The organism is Pseudoalteromonas sp. NZS127_1, from assembly GCF_015864295.1.
GTDB lineage: Bacteria > Pseudomonadota > Gammaproteobacteria > Enterobacterales > Alteromonadaceae > Pseudoalteromonas > Pseudoalteromonas arctica.
Genome location: NZ_JADYXO010000001.1, coordinates 496610 through 518899 on the forward strand (window position 1 = coordinate 496610; position 22290 = coordinate 518899).

Annotated in this window: 18 protein-coding genes and 1 pseudogene; 12 read left to right on the plus strand and 7 right to left on the minus strand. The window is 38.7% G+C overall.

The features are described from left to right. Window positions 1-4 precede the first annotated feature (4 nt). The 5 genes from I6F50_RS02105 (at window position 5) to I6F50_RS02125 (ending at window position 5604) form a co-directional block, all read left to right on the plus strand. Window positions 5-2038: an acetyl/propionyl/methylcrotonyl-CoA carboxylase subunit alpha gene (locus I6F50_RS02105; RefSeq protein WP_197175210.1), complete on the plus strand. Its 2034-nt coding sequence runs from the start codon at window positions 5-7 to the stop codon at window positions 2036-2038. Next, window positions 2038-2934, plus strand: a complete 897-nt coding sequence (locus I6F50_RS02110) for a hydroxymethylglutaryl-CoA lyase (protein WP_197139726.1) — start codon at window positions 2038-2040, stop codon at window positions 2932-2934. Before I6F50_RS02105 ends, I6F50_RS02110 begins: the two co-directional genes overlap by 1 nt. Window positions 2935-3008: 74 nt before the next feature. Continuing rightward, entirely contained in the window at window positions 3009-3707 is a 699-nt protein-coding gene (locus I6F50_RS02115; protein ID WP_138585137.1) for a CoA transferase subunit A, read from the plus strand. 14 nt (window positions 3708-3721) lie between these two features. Further along, entirely contained in the window at window positions 3722-4378 is a 657-nt protein-coding gene (locus tag I6F50_RS02120; protein ID WP_007580251.1) for a CoA transferase subunit B, read from the plus strand. 344 nt (window positions 4379-4722) lie between these two features. Continuing rightward, the gene (locus tag I6F50_RS02125; protein ID WP_197175211.1) at window positions 4723-5604 is read left to right on the plus strand and encodes a LysR family transcriptional regulator; all 882 of its coding nucleotides are present in this window, start codon (window positions 4723-4725) and stop codon (window positions 5602-5604) included. A gap of 742 nt (window positions 5605-6346) precedes the next feature. On the opposite strand, the gene I6F50_RS02130 is transcribed toward I6F50_RS02125, so the two are convergent. Then, window positions 6347-7123 carry an amino acid ABC transporter substrate-binding protein gene (locus tag I6F50_RS02130; protein ID WP_197175212.1) on the minus strand — a complete coding sequence of 259 codons (777 nt, stop codon included), beginning with the start codon at window positions 7121-7123 and terminating at the stop codon, window positions 6347-6349. Between the two features lie 139 nt (window positions 7124-7262). Then, entirely contained in the window at window positions 7263-8552 is a 1290-nt protein-coding gene (msrA, locus tag I6F50_RS02135; protein ID WP_165727507.1) for a peptide-methionine (S)-S-oxide reductase MsrA, read from the minus strand. 249 nt (window positions 8553-8801) lie between these two features. Here msrA and pxpB point away from each other — a divergent pair, with 249 nt between their 5' ends. The 6 genes and pseudogenes from pxpB to I6F50_RS02165 all read left to right on the plus strand — a co-directional run bounded on the left by pxpB (window position 8802) and on the right by I6F50_RS02165 (window position 13881). Beyond that, window positions 8802-9467, plus strand: a complete 666-nt coding sequence (pxpB, locus tag I6F50_RS02140; protein WP_197175213.1) for a 5-oxoprolinase subunit PxpB — start codon at window positions 8802-8804, stop codon at window positions 9465-9467. Next, window positions 9460-10389: a biotin-dependent carboxyltransferase family protein gene (locus tag I6F50_RS02145; RefSeq protein WP_197175215.1), complete on the plus strand. Its 930-nt coding sequence runs from the start codon at window positions 9460-9462 to the stop codon at window positions 10387-10389. Before pxpB ends, I6F50_RS02145 begins: the two co-directional genes overlap by 8 nt. 22 nt (window positions 10390-10411) lie before the next feature. Further along, window positions 10412-10519 (plus strand): annotated as a pseudogene (locus I6F50_RS20475) (5-oxoproline transporter, DUF979 family subunit); the annotation flags it as partial. Next, the gene (gene pcp, locus I6F50_RS02155) at window positions 10512-11180 is read left to right on the plus strand and encodes a pyroglutamyl-peptidase I (protein WP_165727504.1); all 669 of its coding nucleotides are present in this window, start codon (window positions 10512-10514) and stop codon (window positions 11178-11180) included. The pseudogene I6F50_RS20475 and the gene pcp, both read left to right, overlap by 8 nt. A gap of 153 nt (window positions 11181-11333) precedes the next feature. After that, window positions 11334-13007, plus strand: a complete 1674-nt coding sequence (gene asnB, locus I6F50_RS02160; RefSeq protein ID WP_024598933.1) for an asparagine synthase B — start codon at window positions 11334-11336, stop codon at window positions 13005-13007. Continuing rightward, window positions 12991-13881 (plus strand): PhzF family phenazine biosynthesis protein, encoded by an 891-nt coding sequence (locus I6F50_RS02165; protein ID WP_197175217.1) that lies wholly within the window; start codon window positions 12991-12993, stop codon window positions 13879-13881. The genes asnB and I6F50_RS02165 overlap by 17 nt, the downstream gene beginning before the upstream one ends. 20 nt (window positions 13882-13901) lie before the next feature. On the opposite strand, the gene egtD is transcribed toward I6F50_RS02165, so the two are convergent. Both egtD and egtB read right to left on the minus strand, forming a co-directional pair. Next, window positions 13902-14876 (minus strand): L-histidine N(alpha)-methyltransferase, encoded by a 975-nt coding sequence (gene egtD, locus I6F50_RS02170; protein ID WP_197175219.1) that lies wholly within the window; start codon window positions 14874-14876, stop codon window positions 13902-13904. Further along, window positions 14873-16144 carry an ergothioneine biosynthesis protein EgtB gene (gene egtB / locus I6F50_RS02175; RefSeq protein WP_197175220.1) on the minus strand — a complete coding sequence of 424 codons (1272 nt, stop codon included), beginning with the start codon at window positions 16142-16144 and terminating at the stop codon, window positions 14873-14875. The genes egtD and egtB overlap by 4 nt, the downstream gene beginning before the upstream one ends. A 462-nt stretch (window positions 16145-16606) precedes the next feature. Between egtB and I6F50_RS02180 the strand changes: the two genes are divergently transcribed. Continuing rightward, entirely contained in the window at window positions 16607-18187 is a 1581-nt protein-coding gene (locus I6F50_RS02180; protein WP_197160946.1) for a BCCT family transporter, read from the plus strand. A 152-nt stretch (window positions 18188-18339) separates the two neighbouring features. Here I6F50_RS02180 and I6F50_RS02185 read toward each other — a convergent pair whose 3' ends face one another. The 3 genes from I6F50_RS02185 to I6F50_RS02195 form a co-directional block, all read right to left on the minus strand. Further along, window positions 18340-19050, minus strand: coding sequence for a 3'-5' exonuclease (locus tag I6F50_RS02185; protein WP_197160948.1), 711 nt, complete (start codon window positions 19048-19050; stop codon window positions 18340-18342). A gap of 3 nt (window positions 19051-19053) precedes the next feature. Then, window positions 19054-20949: a DUF294 nucleotidyltransferase-like domain-containing protein gene (locus I6F50_RS02190; protein WP_197160950.1), complete on the minus strand. Its 1896-nt coding sequence runs from the start codon at window positions 20947-20949 to the stop codon at window positions 19054-19056. A gap of 147 nt (window positions 20950-21096) precedes the next feature. After that, complete coding sequence (locus tag I6F50_RS02195) at window positions 21097-22104, minus strand: rhodanese-related sulfurtransferase (protein WP_197160952.1); 1008 nt, start codon at window positions 22102-22104, stop codon at window positions 21097-21099. Window positions 22105-22290 lie beyond the last annotated feature (186 nt).

The window sequence follows — 22290 nt, forward strand, 5'->3', positions numbered from 1 at the left end:
AATTATGAACACACAACGATTACAAAAAATACTGATTGCCAATCGCGGAGAAATTGCGTGCCGCGTAATGCGCAGCGCAAAACAAATGGGCTTAACCACGGTCGCGGTTTATTCTGATGCAGACAAACATGCCCAGCACGTAAAAATGGCTGACGAGGCTTACCATATTGGCGCTGCGCCAAGTAAAGACTCGTATTTAGTGGCAGACAAAATTTTACAAGTAGCCAAAGACTGCGGCGCTGATTGTATTCACCCGGGGTATGGTTTTTTATCTGAAAACAGTGAATTTGCTAAGGCCTGCGAAGCGAACAATATTGCTTTTGTAGGGCCACCAGCAAGTAGCATTGAAGCAATGGGATCTAAAACCCGCGCTAAAGAAATAATGGCAGCTGCTAATGTGCCATTAGTACCTGGTTATTATGGTGATAAACAAGATCCTGCTTTTTTACAAAGTGAAGCTGAAAAAATTGGCTACCCTGTACTAATTAAAGCCGCCTTTGGCGGCGGCGGTAAAGGCATGCGTGTGGTTGAAAAAGCACAAGACTTTATGAGCGCATTACAAGGTGCGCAACGTGAAGCCATTGCCGGTTTTGGTAACGATTTAGTATTGCTTGAGCGTTACGTAAACCAGCCTCGCCATGTTGAAGTGCAAGTATTTGCAGATAACCATGGCAACTGTGTTTATTTAGGCGATCGTGATTGTTCTTTGCAACGCCGTCATCAAAAAGTAATTGAAGAAGCCCCTGCTCCGGGTTTATCTGACGCACTACGTAAAGAAATGGGCGAAGCAGCTGTACGTTGTGCACTGGCTATAAATTATAGAGGCGCAGGTACGGTTGAGTTTTTACTGTGTGGCGATGAATTTTTCTTTATGGAAATGAATACGCGCCTTCAAGTAGAACACCCCGTGACCGAAATGGTAACCGGTGTAGATTTGGTCAACTGGCAAATTAATATTGCGGGTGGGCAAACATTGCCACTAACACAAAGTGATATTCAATTGCAGGGTCATAGTTTTGAAGCGCGTATATACGCAGAAGATCCAGCCAACGACTTCATTCCGTGCTCGGGCACTATTGAAGCACTGCATACACCGCTTAACAGTGAATTTGTACGCATTGATACAGGTATTGCACAGGGCGATGAAATCAGCCCATTTTACGACCCGATGATTGCAAAGCTGATTGTGCACGACGATAATCGCGAACAAGCACTGGGCCGTTTACAACACGCCCTTGAGCAATTTCATTTAGCGGGTTTTAGCACTAACATTGGTTTTTTACATAATTTAGCAAGCCACCCTACGTTTAAACAAGGTGCGCCCAGTACGCACTTTATTGCAGAGCAAGGTGACTCGTTAGTAGCGGTTGATGAGCAGCTGTTGCAAGCAAGCCAACTTATTGGTGCTTTTGCATATTTAGAATCGTTAACTAACACACAAAATGCGCCAAGCAGCGCAAGTCCGTGGCAACAACTAAGCGGTTTTACACTCAATGCGCCGCAAGCAATTAAAATTCCTTTTGCCGATTTACAGCTAAGCGCTATAAAAACGACAGCGGGCTATAGTATTACGCATAACGAGCACGTATTTACCCTACAAGGCACATTAAATAACGGCCTATGCACTGTATTTATTAACGGCGAAAAACACAGCGCACACGTAACTACGGTAGGTAATAATACCGTGGGCAATAATACCGTTGGCAATAGTACAGTAGCTAATAGTGTGACAGTGATGAATAAAGCACTGCAAACTAAGCTTGAACTAGTTGATAAACATTATATTAGTTCGCACGAAAGCGAAGCACTTCCACTTGCCGCCCCGCTCAATGGCACGGTAGTAAAACACTTAATTGACATTGGCAGCACAATTACCAAAGGCGATGCGGTTGTTATTATTGAAGCCATGAAAATGGAATACACGCTTAACGCGCCTCACGACGGTATTTTAAAAAGCTATTGCTTTGGTGAAGGTGAATTGGTAACGCATGGTGCCCTGCTTGCGATAGTCGAAGATACGACTGAGGAAGGTGCATAATGAGTGCTTTTCCGAGTAAAGTCCGTATTGTTGAAGTTGGCGCGCGAGACGGCCTTCAAAACGAAAAAACAGTCAGTACAGCGGATAAAGTAGCGCTTATTAACGCGCTAAGTACGGCAGGTTTAAAAGACATTGAAGCCGGCGCGTTTGTCTCCCCTAAGTGGGTTCCGCAAATGGCAGACTCGGCTGATGTAATATCAGCACTTGATTTACCTGATGTGAATTTAAGTGCCCTTACACCTAACTTAAAAGGTGCGCAAGCAGCGCACGCTGTTGGCATTAAAGAGTTTGCTATATTTACCGCTGCGAGTGAGTCGTTTTGTCAAAAAAACATAAACTGCTCAATTGATGAAAGTATTGAGCGTTTTAGTGAAGTAATGGCGTTTGCTAAAGCGAATAATATCCGCGTACGTGGTTATGTAAGCTGTGTGCTAGGTTGCCCTTACGAGGGTGATATAGACCCACTAGCAGTACTGAGTGTATCGCAAAAACTATTAGATTTAGGCTGTTACGAAGTAAGCCTTGGCGATACCATAGGTGTTGGCACTGCTAAAAAAGTAACGCAGCTAATAGAATTACTTTTAACACACATTGATAAAACCAAGTTGGCCGTGCATTTTCACGATACTTACGGCCAAGCGCTCACAAATATTTACGCAGCCTTAAACCTAGGTATAGCAACGGTTGACGCGGCAGTTGCAGGCCTTGGTGGTTGCCCTTATGCTAAGGGTGCGTCAGGAAATGTTGCCACCGAAGATGTAGTTTACTTACTGCAAGGGCTTGGCATTGAACATGGAATTGATTTACAAAGGTTAAGTGATGCTGGATGGGAGATAACCAAAGCACTTGGTAAGCAACCTGTGAGCAAAGTATCTGTGGCACTACACACTAAATAGCTATCTTATAAAATGATAACTCACTACTAATACAAGATAGTTAACAACAAATAACACACAATGAGGAGAGACTCATGGCCGGTTTTGATAAAGTAGTTTCTAGTTACGAAGCTGCAATGGAAGGATTAAAAGACGGCGATACTATTATTGCCGGTGGTTTTGGTTTATGTGGTATTCCTGAGGGCTTAATTAAACAAATTAAGCAGATGCAAACAAAAGACTTAACCGTGGTATCTAATAACTGTGGTGTTGATGACTTTGGTTTAGGTATTTTATTACAAGACAAACAAATTAAAAAAGTAGTTGCCTCATACGTTGGCGAAAACGCCCTATTCGAGCAGCAGTTATTAAGTGGCGAAATTGACGTAGAACTTACGCCACAAGGTACTTTGGCTGAAAAAATGCGGGCTGGTGGCGCAGGTATACCTGCATTTTACACCGCTACCGGTTACGGTACTCCAGTTGCAGAAGGCAAAGACGTAAAAGAATTTAATGGTCGCCCGTATATTTTAGAAGAGTCTATAACAGGTGAATTTGCCATAGTAAAAGCATGGAAAGCCGATCGATACGGTAATTTAGTGTTTAGACACACCGCCATGAACTTTAATCCAATGGCAGCAACGGCGGGTAAAATTACCGTTGCCGAAGTAGAAGAAATTGTAGAGCCGGGTGAGCTTGAACCAAGCCAAATTCATACCCCGGGTATTTTTGTAAATCGCGTTATTAAAGGCAACTTTGAAAAACGCATTGAACGTGTAACAACACGAGATTAAGCAGGAGCATAATTATGGCATTATCACGTGAACAAGTTGCAATGCGCGTTGCACAAGAACTTCAAGACGGCTATTACGTAAATTTGGGTATAGGAATTCCGACACTCGTCGCAAACTATGTACCGGATGATATTGAAGTTATGTTACAGTCCGAAAATGGCCTTTTAGGCATGGGCCCGTACCCTACTAAAGCAGAGCTAGATGCCGATATGATTAACGCGGGTAAAGAAACCGTGACAGCTGCCAAAGGTGCAGCCATATTTAATAGTGCAGATAGTTTTGCCATGATACGGGGTGGTCATGTAGACTTAACTGTTCTGGGTGCATTTGAAGTTGACCAGAACGGCAACATCGCCTCGTGGATGATCCCTAAAAAGCTGATTAAAGGCATGGGTGGCGCGATGGATTTAGTCGCTGGCGCAAAAAATATTATTGTTACTATGACCCATGCAAGTAAGCATGGTGACTCTAAATTACTAGAGGCCTGCTCTTTACCGCTTACTGGCGTTAATTGCGTTAAAAAAATAGTAACAGATTTAGCCGTATTAGAAGTTAAAGACGGCGCATTTCATCTATTAGAACGTGCTCCGGGCGTAACTGTTGATGAAATCATTAGTAAAACAGCAGGTAAATTACTTGTTGACGGTGAAGTACCAGAAATGGTTTTTTAGGAACTTTTTAACAAGTTAACTTAAAATAACGCTTTACCCTGTACCGACCTCATTCCCAGTGCCAATGGCGCTGAGTTACCCAAAATCCCTCTCACGAGGGATTTTTTTTGTCTTTTTTACTTATTTTTAGTCTTGTTCATACATCTGTAGTAAATTTTTATCTATAATAGTTGCATAAATAGATGATTAGTTAGTTAGAACATTTGCACTACTATGCTTTAATGATGCACCACTTTTGTGAATTTACGCTGTTAATATTTTTAACTTATTGATATTATTGTAATTACTAATTGGTTCGATTTTTGCCTATACTAGGCTATATAAACAACTTAATACTGGAAAACATGCAAACTCCTATTCGTGGCCTTCGCTCTTTTTGCTTTGCAGCAAGAAGCCTAAGTTTTAAGCATGCAGCTAATGAACTGTACTTAACACCTTCGGCAGTGAGCCACCAAATAAAACAACTTGAAGAACAACTTGGTATTGAACTTTTTCAACGTAAAACGCGTTCAATTAGTTTAACCACTGCGGGTAAAAACTTTTTTGATGCTGTGTCCCCAATTATCACTATGTTAGAAGGCACCATTAATGAGTTTAGTCAGATGCAGCAAAATACAAATTTGACGATTACGTTGCCTGAGTTTTTTGCCAGCGAACTACTCATGCCTAAATTAAGTGAGTGGACGTCAGAGCACCCTAATATAAACCTGCAAATGGATACGCTTAAAACACGTAAAGAAATAACCCGTCATAGCGATTTATCTATTGTATTATCATCGAGTAAACCCACTGAAGGTTCTGCAACAGAGCTATTTAATCTTGAATATATCCCTGCATGTAATAAAAAGCTGCTCGATCAGTGGAGGGACGATCACCGTCAAGCGCTTAATCAAGTTCCGCTAATACTACACAAAGCTCGCCCTTGGGCATGGCACCAGTGGGCCGAAAAAGCAGGAATTGATGACTTCTCTCCTTCGCAGATTATTCAAATAGATAGCATGTTTGGTGTAGCGCGTGCAGCGCAGCAAGGCATGGGCATTGCGCTTATCCCACTGCCTATTAGTCAAAGCTGGTTAGATGAGCAATGGCTTTATAAATTATTCGAACAGCCTTTAACAACTAAAGATAAATACTATTTAGTGCAGCACGAATCAAGCACGCCTAATCACCCGCTTGATTTATTTGCGAAGTGGGTTGTAAATACGTTTAGAAAAATCCAAGAATAATCCCCTATTAGACGAGTTCAGTAATACAACCCACTCTGTGTTTTATTACTGAACTCGTCTAAACCTCCCTGCAATTTTTAATAGTATTTTTTATTTAAATACATAAGCTTAACGCCGAGCATTAGACTAAAGTCTATAGTTTAATTTTTTTCACTCATTGGTTTCATTTTTATCGTTTGTCGAAAATAAAGTTAAATATTAAAGTTACTTCATCAGCTCAAAACAACTTAGTTAATTTGTTTTTTAAGAGCAATAAATGCAACCTTTAGAGTTCTAGTAACTCAAACTTAGCAGTGAAAAGAATCTTATATTGTGTGTGTAAGATGTTGTCAGTGTGAAAAAGCGGTTCAAGTTAGGTGGTGACTTGGCTTGAACTGTTTTATTCTTGGCTCAACCACATGATATGCATTACAAGGCTACGTAAGCGTAGTAAACAGAATCTTTATATTGTGTGTGAAGATGTTGTCAGTGTGAAAAAGCGGTTCAAGTTAGGTGGTGACTTGGCTTGAACTGTTTTTATTCTTGGCTCAAACCACATGATATGCATTACAAGGCTACGTAAGCCTAGTAAACAGAATCTTTATATTGTGTGTGAAGATGTTGTCAGTGTGAAAAGCGGTTCAAGTTAGGTGGTGACTTGGCTTGGACTGTTTTTATTATTAAGCACATACATAATATAGTTATATACAGGTTAATACCTTTTAAAAAGCCCCATAAGTTATAACTTACGGGGCTTTTTTAGTTAATTTTTTATTTGATACTCTTTTTTTAATTTACTTATTTGCACTTTATGTGAAAGCAAAAATGTATCAAATTGCTTAACTACCTCAGGGTAGTCAATGGACGATAATAAAAAGGCTTGTAAATCTGTCGGCAATTCGTTTTGAAAATAAACGGGTCGGGTTAATTTGAAATATTTAACAATATTATAGTTTAATACATCGTTAGATATGTAAATACACTCCACTCGCTCTTTCAAAAGCATCTCTATTAATTCCATTACATTAGCGGTTTCAATTAGCTCAACGTTTTCGTTATTCATTAAAGGTTTAAAGCTTTGAGACGTAAACCCTCTCACCGTTGCAAAACTAACGCATTCATCAATAGTGATATTTTTATTTAAACTCGCAATACCCGTTTTAGTCACAACGGTTGGCTGCGAATAAATAATTTCATTTAAATCATCAAAGGAAGCTTTATAACTTGGTTTCCATTGAGGATTATCTGGATATTTAAAATCAACATGATGGTGATCAATGAATTCTTTATAAAGACGATTAATTGGCAGCGTGTAAAACTCAAATTTAAAGTCGTGCTGCTGTGCAAACAAAGTTAGCAACTCTTCACTGAAGCCATAATAGTCAGCACCATTTGCTCCACTACCATCAAAGTAAGGTAGATACTCTATATTCTCTACGCCGACGACATAGTGCGTTGCCGACTTAGCATCGGTTATAAAAATTAATAAAGCTAAAGGCAAATACATTAACTGCGTTGTTATTTTTATAAATTGATTCATTTATAACCTAAGTAATATTATTGATTGATGTGTAGCTGAACGCTTTAATTTTAACAAATTTGCAAAAAATATGATAAATCTATTTTATTTTATGCAAAAAAAAAGCCTGATTAAAATCAGGCTTTACAAAGTAAAAGGTTTAGCTTTTATCTCTTGGTACAAAATCGAGTACTGTTGCGTTTATACAGTAGCGGTCTGTGCCTCTAGGGCCTTCTCCTGGGAATAAATGACCAAGATGAATACCTGTACTTTTAGAGCGAAGCTCAATACGTGTTATTCCCCAGCTGCTATCGTCATGCTGCGTTACACTACTTTTTACTGGGTGCTTAAACGACAACCAACCAGTGCCTGAATTAAATCTATCACGTGTATCAAATAGTGGCTCTCCACTTAATTTATCAACAAAAGTGCCATCAGGTGTATTTTTAAACTCCTTGTACTCTTTACAGTAAGGTCTATCTGTTCTTGCATCAAATGCGACTTTATAAGCGTCACTTTTACCTAACTTAAATGCACCCAATGCTTTATAAAATTCTTCAGGTGTTGCATAACCTTGACGCCCATATACTTCAATGCCATTTTCTAAAAACAAAATAGTCGGTGTTGCCCACGTGGCTGACTTAATAGTTAAACCTTTAAGCTGGTCAGCATGGCGAAACGACATTGGTATAGTCCCTTTGTAATCATTTGCGACTGTTTTTTTAAATTTTTCACAGTATGGGCAGTATTCACGTGAATCTAAGACTACGATCTGCTTACCTGCGAGTAAGTCACTGTTATCGACTTTTTCTACGGGTTTTTTATTAAAAACAACGCCTGTTGAATGATCTGGGCAATAGCCATTAGGGTTCTTTTGTAGATAATTTTGATGATATTCTTCTGCCGATACAAAACCTGTAAGTGGTTTAATAACCGTTTCGATTTTGCCGTAGCTCGCATCAGTTAAAAGCTGCTGATATTGCGATTTAACTTGCTCAGCTACTTTAGCTTGTGCATCAGTAGTGGTTAATACAATTGAGCGATATTGCGTACCGATGTCGTTACCTTGGCGATTTTTTTGCGTAGGATCGTGGCTTTCAAAATAGTTTTTTAGTAAATCTTCAGCCGAAATTATATTACTGTTATACATAACCTGTACAACTTCAGCATAGTTGTTTTCGTCAAAGCGACGAGACTGATCAGTAATGTTTCTGTATGTTGCTTTAAAGCCATTGCCGTCTGCATAGCCTGACTCGGCATCAATAACGCCATTAAGCGCTTCGTAGCGTTTTTCAGCCCCCCAAAAACAACCTGATCCAAGTACAATGGTTTCTACATGCATGGTGGCTTCTATATTGCTGTGCTCGACCTTTTCCATAGATAAAGCAAAGCTACCTGCGCTAAATATAATAGCAGCGCCTGATAAATATAATAAATGCTGGTGTTTCATAATGTACCTCTTAAACAAGTGCGTGCTAATTAAGACCTCCTTACCTTAATTTTCATTTCAACCTAATTACTTATTTAATACGAAGTGCATTTAGTTTTGCTCTTCAATAAGTTAAATACGATTAATTAAATATAAAAACACTCTTAAACCAGGCTGAGCAAATAAAAATAACCACTTAGTCGCAATGGTGTAAATAAATTAATAAAACTGTGTTACGTTTAAATTATGTTGTACAAATAGGTTTATTTAATGAAGCCAACTCCTCATATTTATGCATTAACAAACAGTAGCTTACTGTTTGATGCATCGCATTTAGACGCAAAAGATAAACTCTCCATTCAAAAGAAAATTTGGGCTTTAACCAACCACTGTAAAAGCACTGATGAATTTACCGATTTAGTCCCAGCTATGAACTCGCTCACTCTTTATTTAAAATCTGATAAACACTTAAATAAGTGGCTACAAGTGCTACCCTCGCTGTGGGATGACATTAAAAGCAGTACTTTTAAGGGGCAGCATCACTTAATTGAAACCACATACAATGGCGAGGATATTAATTACGTGGCTAACTATCATAATTTAAGCGCTGATGAGGTTATTAATATTCATAGTAAAGCCAAGTACCACGTATTATTTTTAGGCTTTCAGCCCGGCTTTGCCTACCTTCACGGCTTAGATGAGCAATTACATACCCCAAGGCGTGATGAGCCACGTACTAGGGTTCCTAAAGGCTCTGTTGCGATAGGTGCTGCACAAACCGGAATTTACCCTGCGGATACGCCAGGCGGTTGGCACATAATAGGCCATACAAATACCTCTTTGTTTGATTCAACCTCTGCGCAACCTTGTTTAATTCAATCTGGCGATACGCTTGAATTTGTTCCGCTAGTTAATAAAGGAGCAACTCATGATTAAAGTACTTAAAAGTGGTGTATTGCTTACAATTCAGGATTTTGGCCGTAATGGCTACCGCCATTTAGGTGTAAGCAAAGCGGGCAGCTTAGACCCCTTTGCGCAAATAATTGCTAATAGATTACTTAACAATAACGACAATGATGCCGTTTTAGAAATAACCGTTGGTTTGTGCGAACTTGAATTTACTTGCGACACAGTAATTGCACTTCATGGTGCAGATTTGCAAGCAACCCTTGATGGGCAAGCAATCTACCCTGGTTGGACATACGCAGTTAAAAACAAGCAAGTGCTTAGCTTTGGTACAGGTAGAGCGGGCTTAAGAGCTTATTTTGCGGTGAAAGGCGGTATACAAAATACTGAGGTTATGGGCTCTAAATCTACAGATTTAAATGCACGTTTTGGTGGTATTGAAGGTAGAGCTCTCACCACAGGTGATGAAATACCTATTACTCCTTATTATGGAAAGTTTATAAAAGTAGGTGCAATTGCTCCACCTCAGCGCAAAATTATACGCTTGTACCCGAGCCCTCACGCTAACTTACTGGGTAAGCCATTATTGGATACCTTTGCAGCTACTGCATTCAAAGTCAGTACTAACAGTAATCGAATGGGCGTAAGGCTTGAGCATAATAAGAATAGCTTGGTGCATTCGCACTCTTTGCCATCACTGGGTGTAAGTCCTGGGAGCATTCAACTACCACCAAATGGTGATCCTATTGTGCTACTTAACGATGGACAAACCACTGGGGGCTATCCTCTTTTAGGAACAGTTATTGAAGCCGACTTACATCAATTTGCACAATTTAGACCTTTAGATACAGTTGAATTTAAATATGTAACGTTTGAAGAAGCAGCAAAGGCAAAGCAGAAACTTGACGGGCACCTACATCAATTGAGCCTTGCACTTAAAAATAACCTATAAAATATTCTAGAATCAACACGCCCTAGACTTAAAAGATAAGTACCATGTAATAAAGGCCCAAATTCCGACGGCAGTTACCTTACTCGCCGTTAATATTATTTTAATGTATAGCTTGGTGTTTAATGACTAAATCAACTTCTACTATGCCGTGTGTATTAATAACCGGTTTTGCTCCTTTTGGTGGCGAAACTATCAATCCTTCTTGGCAAACAGTGCAAAAACTTGATGAAACTATCATCATGAAACACAAAATATGCACACTAGAACTTGCCTGTGAGTTTAATACGTCTATCAGTCAGCTTATAAACGCCATTGAGTCGCATAACCCGGCGGTTGTTTTGTGTATAGGACAAGCTGGTAGGCGCAGTGAAATATCAATCGAGCGTATTGCAATAAACGTTGACGATGCACGCATTAAAGACAATGCAGGTAAGCAGCCTATCGATACGCCAATTGAAAAAAATGGCCCTGATGCCTATTTCACAAACTTACCCATAAAGCGCATGTTACAAGCATTGCACAACAGTAATATCCCTGCTGCTATTTCAAATACGGCAGGTACGTATGTGTGTAATCACGTTATGTATGGCCTTATGCATTATATAAACGATCACTGCGCGGTGATGAAAGGTGGCTTAGTACATGTCCCTTATTTACCAAGCCAAGCGGTGCACCACAATGGCGCACCAAGCATGAGTGAAGAAACCATTATTAACGCTTTAAAGGTCATGATCGCACAAGCTTTGAACAACAATAGTGATGTAAAAATAGCAGCAGGCACCACGCATTAACCATTTTGGTGCAGTTACATCTAAGTTGGTGCATAAATTATTCTTAATTAATTGTAAAAGCTATGTGACTTGAGTAATTTTTTCTGATAAAACAATGTTTCGCAGTACAGTAAATTAGCTCTGCTGCACACATAATAGGAATGAGGAGTTACTATGTGTTCAATTTTTGGGGTATTAGATATTAAATCTGATCCCACTCAATTGCGTACCCAAGCAATTGAAATGTCAAAGCTGCTTAGACACCGTGGTCCGGATTGGTCTGGTGTATATGCATCTGAAAAAGCTATTTTAGTACATGAGCGTTTAGCTATTGTTGGTGTATCAAGCGGTGCACAGCCTTTATACAACCCAGAAAAAACAAATATTTTAGCGGTTAATGGCGAGATTTATAATCATAAAGAACTTGCTGCAGAGTTAGACGTTGATTTTACTTTTCAAACTCAATCAGACTGTGAAGTTATTTTAGCGCTATATAAACAAAAAGGGCCTGACTTTTTAGATGACCTAAACGGCATTTTTGCATTTTGTTTATACGACGAAGAAAATGACGCTTACTTAATTGGCCGTGACCATATTGGTATTATCCCGCTTTACACCGGTCACGACGAGCACGGTAACTTTTACGTTGCTTCTGAGCTAAAAGCACTTTCTCCAATTTGTAAGCATATTGAAGAATTTCCTCCAGGGCATTACCTGTACAGCAAAGATGGCAAAATGACGCCTTATTACAAACGTGATTGGGAAACATTTGATGCAGTTAAAGATAACAGCGCAGAAGCGCAAGACGTTAAAGATGCATTAGAAGCGGCCGTTAAACGCCAGCTAATGTGTGATGTACCTTACGGTGTATTACTTTCTGGTGGTTTAGACTCATCGGTTATCTCTGCTATTACGCAGCGCTTTGCCGCAAAACGTATTGAAGATAACGACGAAAGTGACGCATGGTGGCCTAAGCTGCATTCTTTTTCAGTAGGCCTTGAAGGCTCACCAGATTTAGCTGCTGCACAAAAAGTAGCTGACATGATTGGTACTATTCACCACCCTATCATTTTTACTATTCAAGAAGGCATTGATGCACTTCGTGAAGTGATTTACCACATTGAAACGTACGATGTAACAACAATTCGTGCCTCTACACCTATGTACCTAATGGCTCGCCAAATTAAAGCAATGGGCATTAAAATGGTGTTATCGGGTGAAGGTGCTGATGAGCTATTTGGTGGTTACTTATACTTCCATAAAGCGCCAAACGCACAAGAGTTTCATGAAGAGTTAAACCGTAAAGTATCAAAACTGCATATGTTTGACTGTTTACGTGCTAATAAATCAATGGCGGCATGGGGCGTAGAAGCACGTGTACCGTTTCTTGATAAAGAATTTGTTGATGTTGCTATGCGTATCAACCCTGAAGCTAAAATGTGTAAAGATGGAAAAATTGAAAAACACATTTTACGCGAAGGCTTTGAAGGCTACTTACCTGATGAAGTTTTATGGCGTCAAAAAGAGCAATTTTCAGATGGTGTTGGCTACAGCTGGATTGATACATTAAAAGAGTTTGTAAACGAGCAAGTAAGCGATCAAGAGCTTGCAAATGCTAAATTTAAATACCCTATTAATACGCCAGATTCAAAAGAAGCATACTACTATCGTGCAATTTTTGAAGAGCATTTCCCAGGTGATGCATCAGCTAAATGTGTACCACATGGTAAATCGGTAGCGTGCTCGACTCCTGAAGCACTTGCATGGGACGCATCGTTCCAAAACAACGCTGATCCATCAGGTCGTGCTGCAGGCGTTCATAACGACGCATATGCAAGCAAAGGTTAACACTTTTTGTATATCGCAGCGTAGGCCTTTATGGCTCACGCTGCGCTTTATAAAGTACACTTACACCCAATCTGTTTTTTTTAGCCCTGCAAATAACTTAAAAGGCTCAAGCGCCTTAATTGTTATTTATGAAAATGGGTTAACATCAAAAAAAATGCAATATATTGCATCACAATCAATTCACCCTGCTACCGTATTTTTAAATCAAAATGAAATAACTAAACGTCATTGTAAAATTCGTTGGTTTAATCAAACAAGTGAAATTAAACGCTGCGGGCATGGCACTTTAGCAGCCGCTAATTTTTTGATAAAGCATTTTGGTTATTGCCCTAAAGCGTTTATCTCAATGAGTCATGAGCGTTTTACTATAAAAGAAAAAAAACAACGCGCTCAGCTATTACTAAAAAGCATAGAGCCACAAAAAAGCAAATTAGCTAAAGATGAGTTACAAAACGTGTTTTCATTAGCAATAAAAGCAGCCTACAGTACAGGTGATAAAAACGGTTATACGGTTGTATTATTTAATAAGGAATTTAGTGAAGAATTTGATAAAGAATTTAATAAAAACCCCGATGAAAAGCAGGATTTAAAAAGCTTACGCGTTGATTTTAAAGCTTTGAGTAAAGCCCATAAAAATGCAGTTATTGCGCTTAATATACAAAATATAAATGAAAAAACTGCCATAGTGCAGTTTAGATACTTTGCCCCTCAGTTTGGTGTTAATGAAGACAGTGCTACCGGCTCTGCTGTATCGGTTATTGCCCCACTGCTATTTAGACTGCTCGGTTTAAATAAAGCCAAGCTAATCCAACAATCGAATAATGGCGCACTGCTAAACTATGAATTTAACAATGCTAAAGTTTTGATTTACTAAATCATATGGTAAGTAACTGTTTAAAGAGGCCTTAATAAGCACAAAGCAAAATAGTTACTATCGTCTTGCCACGTTTGCTCTAACTTTAAATTAGCCTGCGCTGCAAGCTGCTTAAACGACTCAAGCGTGTACTTATGAGAGTTTTCTGTATGAATGCTTTCACCTTCTATAAAGTCTATTTGCTGATCGTTTATAATCACACTCTGAGTACAATTACTTACTAAATGCATTTCAATACGACTATGTTGCTCGTTAAAGCGTGACTCATGGCTAAAGTTATCTAAGTTAAATGTGCCATTTAGCTCGTTATTAATACGTTCCAGTAAATTTTTATTAAACGCGGCGGTGACTCCCGCTTTATCGTTGTAGGCATCAAGTAGTACTTGGCGCTCTTTGACTAAATCAATTCCAATTAACACATACCCGTTTACACCGCATAATCGATGGAAATTATTCATAATCTCAATCGCTTTTACAGGAGCAAAATTACCAAGAGTTGACCCCGGAAAATACACTAAGTTAGTTTGACTCTCTAAAGCGGTATCTTTGGTTAGCTGTTTGACCATTTGGCTAAGTGTAAAGTCTCCTAATAATGGCGAAATTGCCAAATCTGGAAATAACGGTGACAAATGTGCAAGTGAATAACTGAGCATCTCCTCAGATATTTCAAACGGTACAAAGGTTTTAACGTTTGCCATATGCGCTAATAAATAGGCTACCTTTTTACCCGAGCCACAGCCGGGCTCTATAATAGAGAGGTTTTCAGGTAGCATTTGAGCAATCGACTTTGAGTGTTGCGCTAATATAGAAAGCTCAGTACGTGTAACATAATACTCTTGTAAGGTTGTTATTTGCTCAAATAATGCAGCACCTTTATCATCATAAAAATATTTACACGGAAGCGTTTTTTGTTGTTGAGTTAATCCGCTTATCACATCATTTAAAAATTCAGTGTCGGTTATATTGCTTTGCTTAATCGCTGTTATTTGGCTCATACTATATCCTTAGCTAGTCTAATTCCGCTGCACATCCACGCTTGGTGCGGGTAATAAAAATTACGGTATGTTTGTCGTAAATGGTTTTGAGGGGTAAACACACACCCGCCGCGTAATACCATTTGGTTATTCATAAACTTACCATTGTATTCCCCTGCTACGCCTTCAATAGGTTTAAAACCGGGGTATGGTAAATATGCACTGTTCGTCCATTGCCAGCATGAATCAGTCAACTGACTTATTTTAGTATCACCTTTTGCTAGTTGAGGTGTGAGATAACGTTCTTCTGCTTCAACCAAATAATCGTTCTTAGCCGCATATTCCCATTCGAACTCGGTAGGCAAACGCGCTTTTACAAAATTAGCATAGGCACTGGCCTCAAAATAACTAACATGGCAGATGGGTGCATTTAAATTAAGAGGCTGCAACCCATAGTGTGTAAACTCAAACCATTCGTTATTTATGCAATGCCAATATAATGGCTTTGTTAATTTGTTATTTTGAATGTTTGCCCAACCGTCGCTCAGCCAATACTGTGGGTCGCTATACCCACCGGTATTTATAAACTCTAAATATTCACCATTAGTGACTAACCTGTTAGCAAAGCTAAATGGATGAATTAATACTTGGTGCTTAGGTAGCTCGTTATCATATGCAAATTCGTCGTCGGCATTTGTGCCTATATTAATAATGGCTTGCTCAAAGTTTATAAAATTAAGAGGCTTAATATGAATTGGTTTATTTTGATTAGTTAAAAGTGACGTTTGGTATTGTGGAAATAATGGGTTTACTGAAAAGTTATATTTTATATCCATAAGCATCAGCTCTTGATGCTGTTGCTCGTGGTTTAATCCAAGATCAATAATATCTTTAATTTGTGGACTAACTTCGCTCTCAAGCAATTCAATAATACAGCTATTTATATGCTCTCTATAAGCTAACACTTCATCTAAACCAGGTCTGGATAAACTACCTCGGTTGGCGCGCTTAAATTGCTCTCCAATACCATTGTAGTAAGAATTAAAAAGCATTTTATAGTGAGGATTAAACACTGTGTACTGTTTACAATGAACGCTAAGTAAAAACGTTTCAAAAAACCAGGTGGTGTGCGCTAAATGCCATTTGCTTGGACTGGCATCTGCCATAGCTTGTAGTTGGCAATCTTCTACAGTGAGAGGTTCAATAATAGCCAGACTTTCGCTTCTAACGCTGCAAAAACGTTTAATAAGTTCGGTTTGATTGGTATTGTTTAAAGCGCATTCACGCATAATAGTATTAATCCTTTTCCTATCTATTTATAAAATATAGCCCAGTATTTTTTTAAATCATATTCATATTACAACTTGATTAAAAATGCTTATCGGATTATAAATTTATGATAGTCCCAATCTTAAGCATTGAATATATGTTGTTAAAAGTGATCTTTTTTTACTTAACTAAGTAGATTAATACTTTTAATAGCAAACTAAATTTTAACGTTCACTGAATTTATAATTTTAGGGCTTTTAAACTAAAGAATCATGAATTTGGCCATATAAACAGCGTTTTAAATACAAATTCATTTACATTTAATATTTAACTCATACACTACTAGCTGTATGATCACTCTTCAAATTAGTTAGTCTTCAAATAATTACGGTATTACTTTTTACTTAATATTTAAAGGCTAATGTAATTCGATATGACGCCGAATTTATTTTGGCTTGTTAGGACAACTAAAGAGGTATTGCATGAAGGAAAATCATGACAAATATAGTATTGACAGTACAGACTACACTGTAGGTCAGGACAACGTACAAAAGTGGGGTTTTGATATACATAACCCTGTTTTTGGAACTAGTGCGGGTCTGATTGTCATCTTTTTAATCGCCATACTTGTTACCGACCCACAAACTGCAAAAACAGCGCTTGATAGTATCAAGACAGATATTATTAATAATTTTGATGCCCTATTTATGTGGGCTGCTAATTTTTTCGTTGTTTTTTGTTTAGCGCTTATTGTTTCACCTTACGGTAACATTCGTTTAGGTGGTGATGATGCTAAACCGACTCATTCACGTATTTCATGGCTAGCTATGTTATTTGCTGCAGGTATGGGTATCGGCCTTATGTTTTGGGGCGTTGCTGAACCAGTTGCTTACTTTACTGGTTGGTACGAAACACCACTTAATGTGGCAGCTAATACCCCAGAGGCAGCAAAATTAGCAATGGGCGCAACTATGTTCCATTGGGGTCTTCACCCATGGGCTATCTACGCTGTAGTTGGTTTATCTCTTGCGTTTTTTACCTATAACAAAGGCTTACCGCTTTCTATTCGTTCTATTTTTTACCCTATATTAGGCGATAGAGCTTGGGGCTGGCCTGGTCATATCATTGATATCTTAGCTGTACTTGCTACTTTATTCGGCCTGGCAACATCGTTAGGTTTAGGTGCTCAACAAGCCTCAGCAGGTATTAACCATGTGTTCGGTACAGAAGGTGGCATTGGATCTCAAATTTTAGTTATTGCGGGTGTAACACTTTTAGCTATTGTGTCTGTAGTTCGTGGTATTGACGGTGGTGTTAAACTTCTTAGTAATGTAAACATGTTAATCGCATTCTCATTACTATTATTTGTTTGTTTAGTTGGCTTTGCCGTAGCAATGGGTAACGTACCAACGACCGTTATGGGTTATATTGAAAACATTATCCCATTGAGTAATCCGCATGGTCGTGAAGACGAAACATGGATGCATGGCTGGACTGTATTCTACTGGGCTTGGTGGATTTCCTGGTCACCATTTGTAGGTATGTTTATCGCACGTGTATCACGTGGTCGTACAATTCGTGAATTCTTAATTGCGGTATTACTAATCCCTACGCTAGTTACTGTTTTATGGATGTCGATTTACGGCGGTATTGCTATTGATCAAGTAGTTAATGGTGTTGGTGCGCTAGGTACTAATGGTTTAACTGAAGTACCTTTAGCTATGTTCCAGATGCTTGATGAATTACCTCTATCTAATATCTTATCGTTTATTGCGATTATATTAGTATTAGTATTTTTTATTACGTCATCTGATTCTGGTTCATTGGTAATTGATTCAATTACTGCTGGCGGTAAAATTGATGCTCCGGTTCCACAACGTATATTTTGGGCAACGGTAGAGGGCGCAATTGCTGCAGCCTTACTTTGGATTGGTGGTACACAAGCAATTGAAGCATTACAAGCAGGTGCTGTTTCTACAGGCTTGCCATTTACTATTGTATTGTTGTTTATGTGTTTAAGCTTAGTTTTAGGTTTACGAACTGAGCCTCGCCCAGTTAAGTAATAATTTTAGTAAGTTATACTTACAATTAGCAACAAAAGCGCCGCAATTTTTGCGGCGCTTTTTTGTTTAATACCAATATTCTTATATAGGGTCTATTTAACGTTAAGAAAATTACGCTAGAACTAGGCAAAGATTTTAGTATCTAGTTGATATTATACCCACAGCTCTGAGATTGGAGTATCTACACGATAATGATGACTCAGCTGCGCTTGTAATAGTTCAGCGGTAGCAAGAGCATCTGTTAATGCATTATGGTTTTGATACGCGGGCAAAGAATAACGCGCACGGCAATCTGTTAATCTGAGTGAGCCAAGTTTTGTATTAAATACTCGACCTAATAAACCCTGCCTTGCTTTTAGTGCTCTTCTTTCTATTTCCATAGTATCAACAAGCGCAAACTCAATACCTTCTTTAAGCCTTAGCAATAACGCATTATTTAAAAAGTGACGTTCTATTGCGGCGTAATGTACCACTACAATTTTACCGCTAAGCGCTTCAAGTAAAGGTTCAATGATTCGATTAAAATCAGGGGCATCGTCTACCTCAGAATGCGTTATTCCATGGATTAAAATAGACTCTTCATGAAGATTTCGTCTAGGTTGTACAACCCAGTGACGACTGTGCTTGCAATAGATACGTTCTAAACTAAATGGCACTAATCCAACACTCACTATATCGTCGTTTTGACTATTTAAGCCTGTGGTTTCAAAGTCCATTGCTACAAAAGGCACATCTTTCACAGCAGCTTTGCTTTGATTATAAGCCCCAGCATAAAAATGTTTTAACAATTTATTTTCAGTGCTGTTGGCAAGCTCGTTATACCTAGCTTGCCAGTCAACTGATTTATGATTACGCGGATTCATAGACTACTTCACACCCGTATTTGCTGTGTAGCTAAATTTTAAATAGCTTTGTGCTTTTTCTAAAATAGCGAATGCCTCCTTTAAATTTCGCTGTTCAAACGGAGACAATAAATGTGGGTCTAAGTCATTATCTGGCTCTTCGCCCTTCTCTATTTGCCACGCTTGATGACGAATTCGCATCATGGCTATGTACTCAAGTGCATCACGTAAATCTTGCGCTTTACCCTGTGGTAATAGCTTAGCTTCAATAATATCTTCTAAACGCTCAAACGAATTTTGTTTACGCGAACCAATGGCTAACGCATGCACGCGTATAACATCAGAAAGCGGTGCTGTACCTCTTCGCTTTAAGTTCATTGAACGTTTATGCTGGCCATTATGCTCCATAACAAAGCCTTTAAAAAAGCCAAGCGGTGGTGTTCTATTTCTAGCATTTGCTGCCATATTAGCTAAAAACACCCGATTAACTTTACTTTGTTTGGCTATAAATATTTTAAGCTCATTAGCCCACTTAGTTTTACCCCACACCCCGTCTAAATCAAAAAATATAGAACTATTAAGCAGTGCTTGTGGTTTTGGCTGAGCTATCCAATCAGCAAATTGATCAAACCATTCGGAGCGGGTTTTACGCCACTTTTTAAACGACGCCATTATTTCGCCATCACAATAGGTGTAACCACATTGCGCTAGGCCATCACAGACAAAGTCTGAGATATTTTGAAAATATTCATTATGTTTTTCGTCGTCGTAACTGTCATCTAAAATTAATGCGTTATCTTGATCAGTTACAATAAGTTGCTCGTCGCGAGCCATTGAGCCCAGTGCAATAAAGCAATAAGGAACGGGAGGTGGGCCAAATTTTTCTTCAGCTAATACAAGTAATCTTTGCTTAAATGTACGCCCGATAACGGCCATGGCAGTACCAATCATGTGTGAATTTGCATCTTCATTAACCATGCGTACAAATACATTGGGTAATTGGCGTGCATAATGCGCTAAATCCTCAATTGTTTGTTGAGCAAGTATGCCGCGCACAAGTAATAAGCTGCTTTGCGATTCATAACGTAAAATATCAGAGAGTGATATAACCCCTATAGGACGTCTTTTTTGTACTACTGGTAAATGATGTAAGTTGTCTCTAAGCATGGCCAGTACGGCTTCGAAAATATAGTCATTAGCATCTAAAAGCACTAAGTTAGTCGACATAATATCTTTTGCTTGAGTACTAAAAGCAAGCCCTTTAGCCACTACTTTTGAGCGTAAATCCCTATCGGTTATTATGCCAACGACTTGTCCATCATCTTCTTCAGGATCGTCGTTTATAGGTTTATTTACATCGGTTACCAAAACCGACGATACCGCTTCTTCAGTCATCAATTTTGCAATATCTTGTATTGTAGACGTTGCATCTACGGTGACTACATCTCTGTGAATTAATGATTTTACTTTAGCTGTTGTAAGGTCGTTGCCATCAGCTTGTTCAACAATAGCTTGATGTAAACGCACGTTACCATCTGTTTCAAAGTAATCAGCAAATGCATCAAACTCATCACAGTAGCGATTAAATAGTTCAACATTTATGCAGTAAACTAACGTATCTTCAAGAGCAGTTGCAGGAAAACGCACCTTACGGTTCATCAATAAACCCATTTGACCAAATATTCCTGCGATAGCCAAACGATTGTATAGCTCACCATTTCGGCGATACATTTCTACAGAACCACTTCTAATCACATACAAATCAGATATGTCTTGTCCAAAACTTAAAATGTCTGTTTTTGCTCTAAAATAAGCAACTTCTACTTGTTGAGCTAGCTCATTAAGCGCTTTTTGAGGTAAGTCATCAAAAGGAGGATGTTGTGCTAAAAATTGTGCGATTTCAACTTGTTCGGCTTGCATAAATCCCTTCCTGTATGCGCATTAAAATGACTAAATATGTTTGCAGATTAACACTATCATCGGAGTGTGAAAACAATTACTGCACAATTTTGGGCACAAAAAAAGAGCCTAAATAGACTCTTTAAATGTAATACTTATTGTAACAATTTATTTACCGCGCTGAGCGTCTTTTTGCGCTTTTTTAGCTTCTTTACGTTGCTGTAAAACGGCTTGCGCTTCATTGCCAATATGACCTTCACCACGCGCTTGTGCTAGTTCTATTTGCTTTTGGCGCTCCGCAAAACGCGCGCGTTGCTCGTCTGTTACTTCCTCAATACAATGATGACAAGATACACCTTCCATGTATTCAGGCTTTAACTTTTCTTCTTCTGTAATTGGCATACGGCACGCGTGGCATTGATCATAAGAACCTTTTTGTAAGTCGTGATCAACTGCAACGCGATTATCAAATACAAAACATTCGCCTTCCCACATGGTTTCTTCTTTTGGCACTTCTTCAAGGTATTTTAAAATACCGCCTTCAAGATGATAAACTTCATCAAAACCTTGCTCTTTCATGTAGGCTGTCGATTTTTCACAGCGGATACCGCCGGTACAAAACATTGCTACTTTTTTATGCTTCTCAGGGTCTAAGTTTTCTTTTGCCCACTGTGGAAATTCACGGAATGTCGTTGTATTTGGATCGACTGCATTTTGAAAAGTACCAATCTCAATTTCGTAGTCATTACGTGTATCAATTAAAATAACCTCCGGATCAGAAATAAGCGCATTCCAATCTTTTGGTTTTACATAACTACCCACAACTTTTAGAGGGTCAATGCCCTCAACGCCCATCGTCACAATTTCTTTTTTGAGCTTTACTTTAGTGCGATAAAACGGGCATTCATCATCGTAAGATTCTTTTGTTACGATGTTTTTTAAATTTGGTTGCGTATCAAGCCATGCTAGTAAATTGTCTATCCCTTCACGTTTTGCAGAAACAGTGCCGTTTATTCCTTCAGCCGCAAGTAATAACGTACCGCGTACTTCATTCGTTTCCATCACTTCAAGCAATGGCTTACGGATATCTTCAAATTCAGGTAAACCAACAAACTTATACATCGCACACACTACAAAGTGCTCATTTGTTACATTATCTTTATGGACAGCCGTCATTTTATTTCCTATTTTGCTTTTTTAGCCAGTATTGGCGTTTACCGAATCGTAAATCCGGCGCATATGGGGCGCGTATTTTACGCTTTTTTAATTTAATTGCAAAAAATAGCGCTATAGATTGGTTTTTACTGTTAGCGACCTATCTGTGTAAGCTATAATGCGCTGATAAATTTATAGACTTAATTT

Excerpts from the sequence above, each read along its gene's own strand:
- I6F50_RS02130 (WP_197175212.1), bottom strand. The coding sequence starts at position 7,123 with ATGAATCAATTTATAAAAATAACAACGCAGTTAATGTATTTGCCTTTA.
- I6F50_RS02185 (WP_197160948.1), bottom strand. The coding sequence starts at position 19,050 with ATGAATCCGCGTAATCATAAATCAGTTGACTGGCAAGCTAGGTATAAC.
- I6F50_RS02195 (WP_197160952.1), bottom strand. The coding sequence starts at position 22,104 with ATGACGGCTGTCCATAAAGATAATGTAACAAATGAGCACTTTGTAGTG.
- I6F50_RS02145 (WP_197175215.1), top strand. The coding sequence starts at position 9,460 with ATGATTAAAGTACTTAAAAGTGGTGTATTGCTTACAATTCAGGATTTT.
- I6F50_RS02105 (WP_197175210.1), top strand. The coding sequence starts at position 5 with ATGAACACACAACGATTACAAAAAATACTGATTGCCAATCGCGGAGAA.
- msrA (WP_165727507.1), bottom strand. The coding sequence starts at position 8,552 with ATGAAACACCAGCATTTATTATATTTATCAGGCGCTGCTATTATATTT.
- I6F50_RS02165 (WP_197175217.1), top strand. The coding sequence starts at position 12,991 with ATGCAAGCAAAGGTTAACACTTTTTGTATATCGCAGCGTAGGCCTTTA.
- asnB (WP_024598933.1), top strand. The coding sequence starts at position 11,334 with ATGTGTTCAATTTTTGGGGTATTAGATATTAAATCTGATCCCACTCAA.
- I6F50_RS02190 (WP_197160950.1), bottom strand. The coding sequence starts at position 20,949 with ATGCAAGCCGAACAAGTTGAAATCGCACAATTTTTAGCACAACATCCT.
- I6F50_RS02180 (WP_197160946.1), top strand. The coding sequence starts at position 16,607 with ATGAAGGAAAATCATGACAAATATAGTATTGACAGTACAGACTACACT.
- I6F50_RS02110 (WP_197139726.1), top strand. The coding sequence starts at position 2,038 with ATGAGTGCTTTTCCGAGTAAAGTCCGTATTGTTGAAGTTGGCGCGCGA.
- pxpB (WP_197175213.1), top strand. The coding sequence starts at position 8,802 with ATGAAGCCAACTCCTCATATTTATGCATTAACAAACAGTAGCTTACTG.
- I6F50_RS02125 (WP_197175211.1), top strand. The coding sequence starts at position 4,723 with ATGCAAACTCCTATTCGTGGCCTTCGCTCTTTTTGCTTTGCAGCAAGA.
- egtD (WP_197175219.1), bottom strand. The coding sequence starts at position 14,876 with ATGAGCCAAATAACAGCGATTAAGCAAAGCAATATAACCGACACTGAA.
- pcp (WP_165727504.1), top strand. The coding sequence starts at position 10,512 with ATGACTAAATCAACTTCTACTATGCCGTGTGTATTAATAACCGGTTTT.
- I6F50_RS02120 (WP_007580251.1), top strand. The coding sequence starts at position 3,722 with ATGGCATTATCACGTGAACAAGTTGCAATGCGCGTTGCACAAGAACTT.
- egtB (WP_197175220.1), bottom strand. The coding sequence starts at position 16,144 with ATGCGTGAATGCGCTTTAAACAATACCAATCAAACCGAACTTATTAAA.
- I6F50_RS02115 (WP_138585137.1), top strand. The coding sequence starts at position 3,009 with ATGGCCGGTTTTGATAAAGTAGTTTCTAGTTACGAAGCTGCAATGGAA.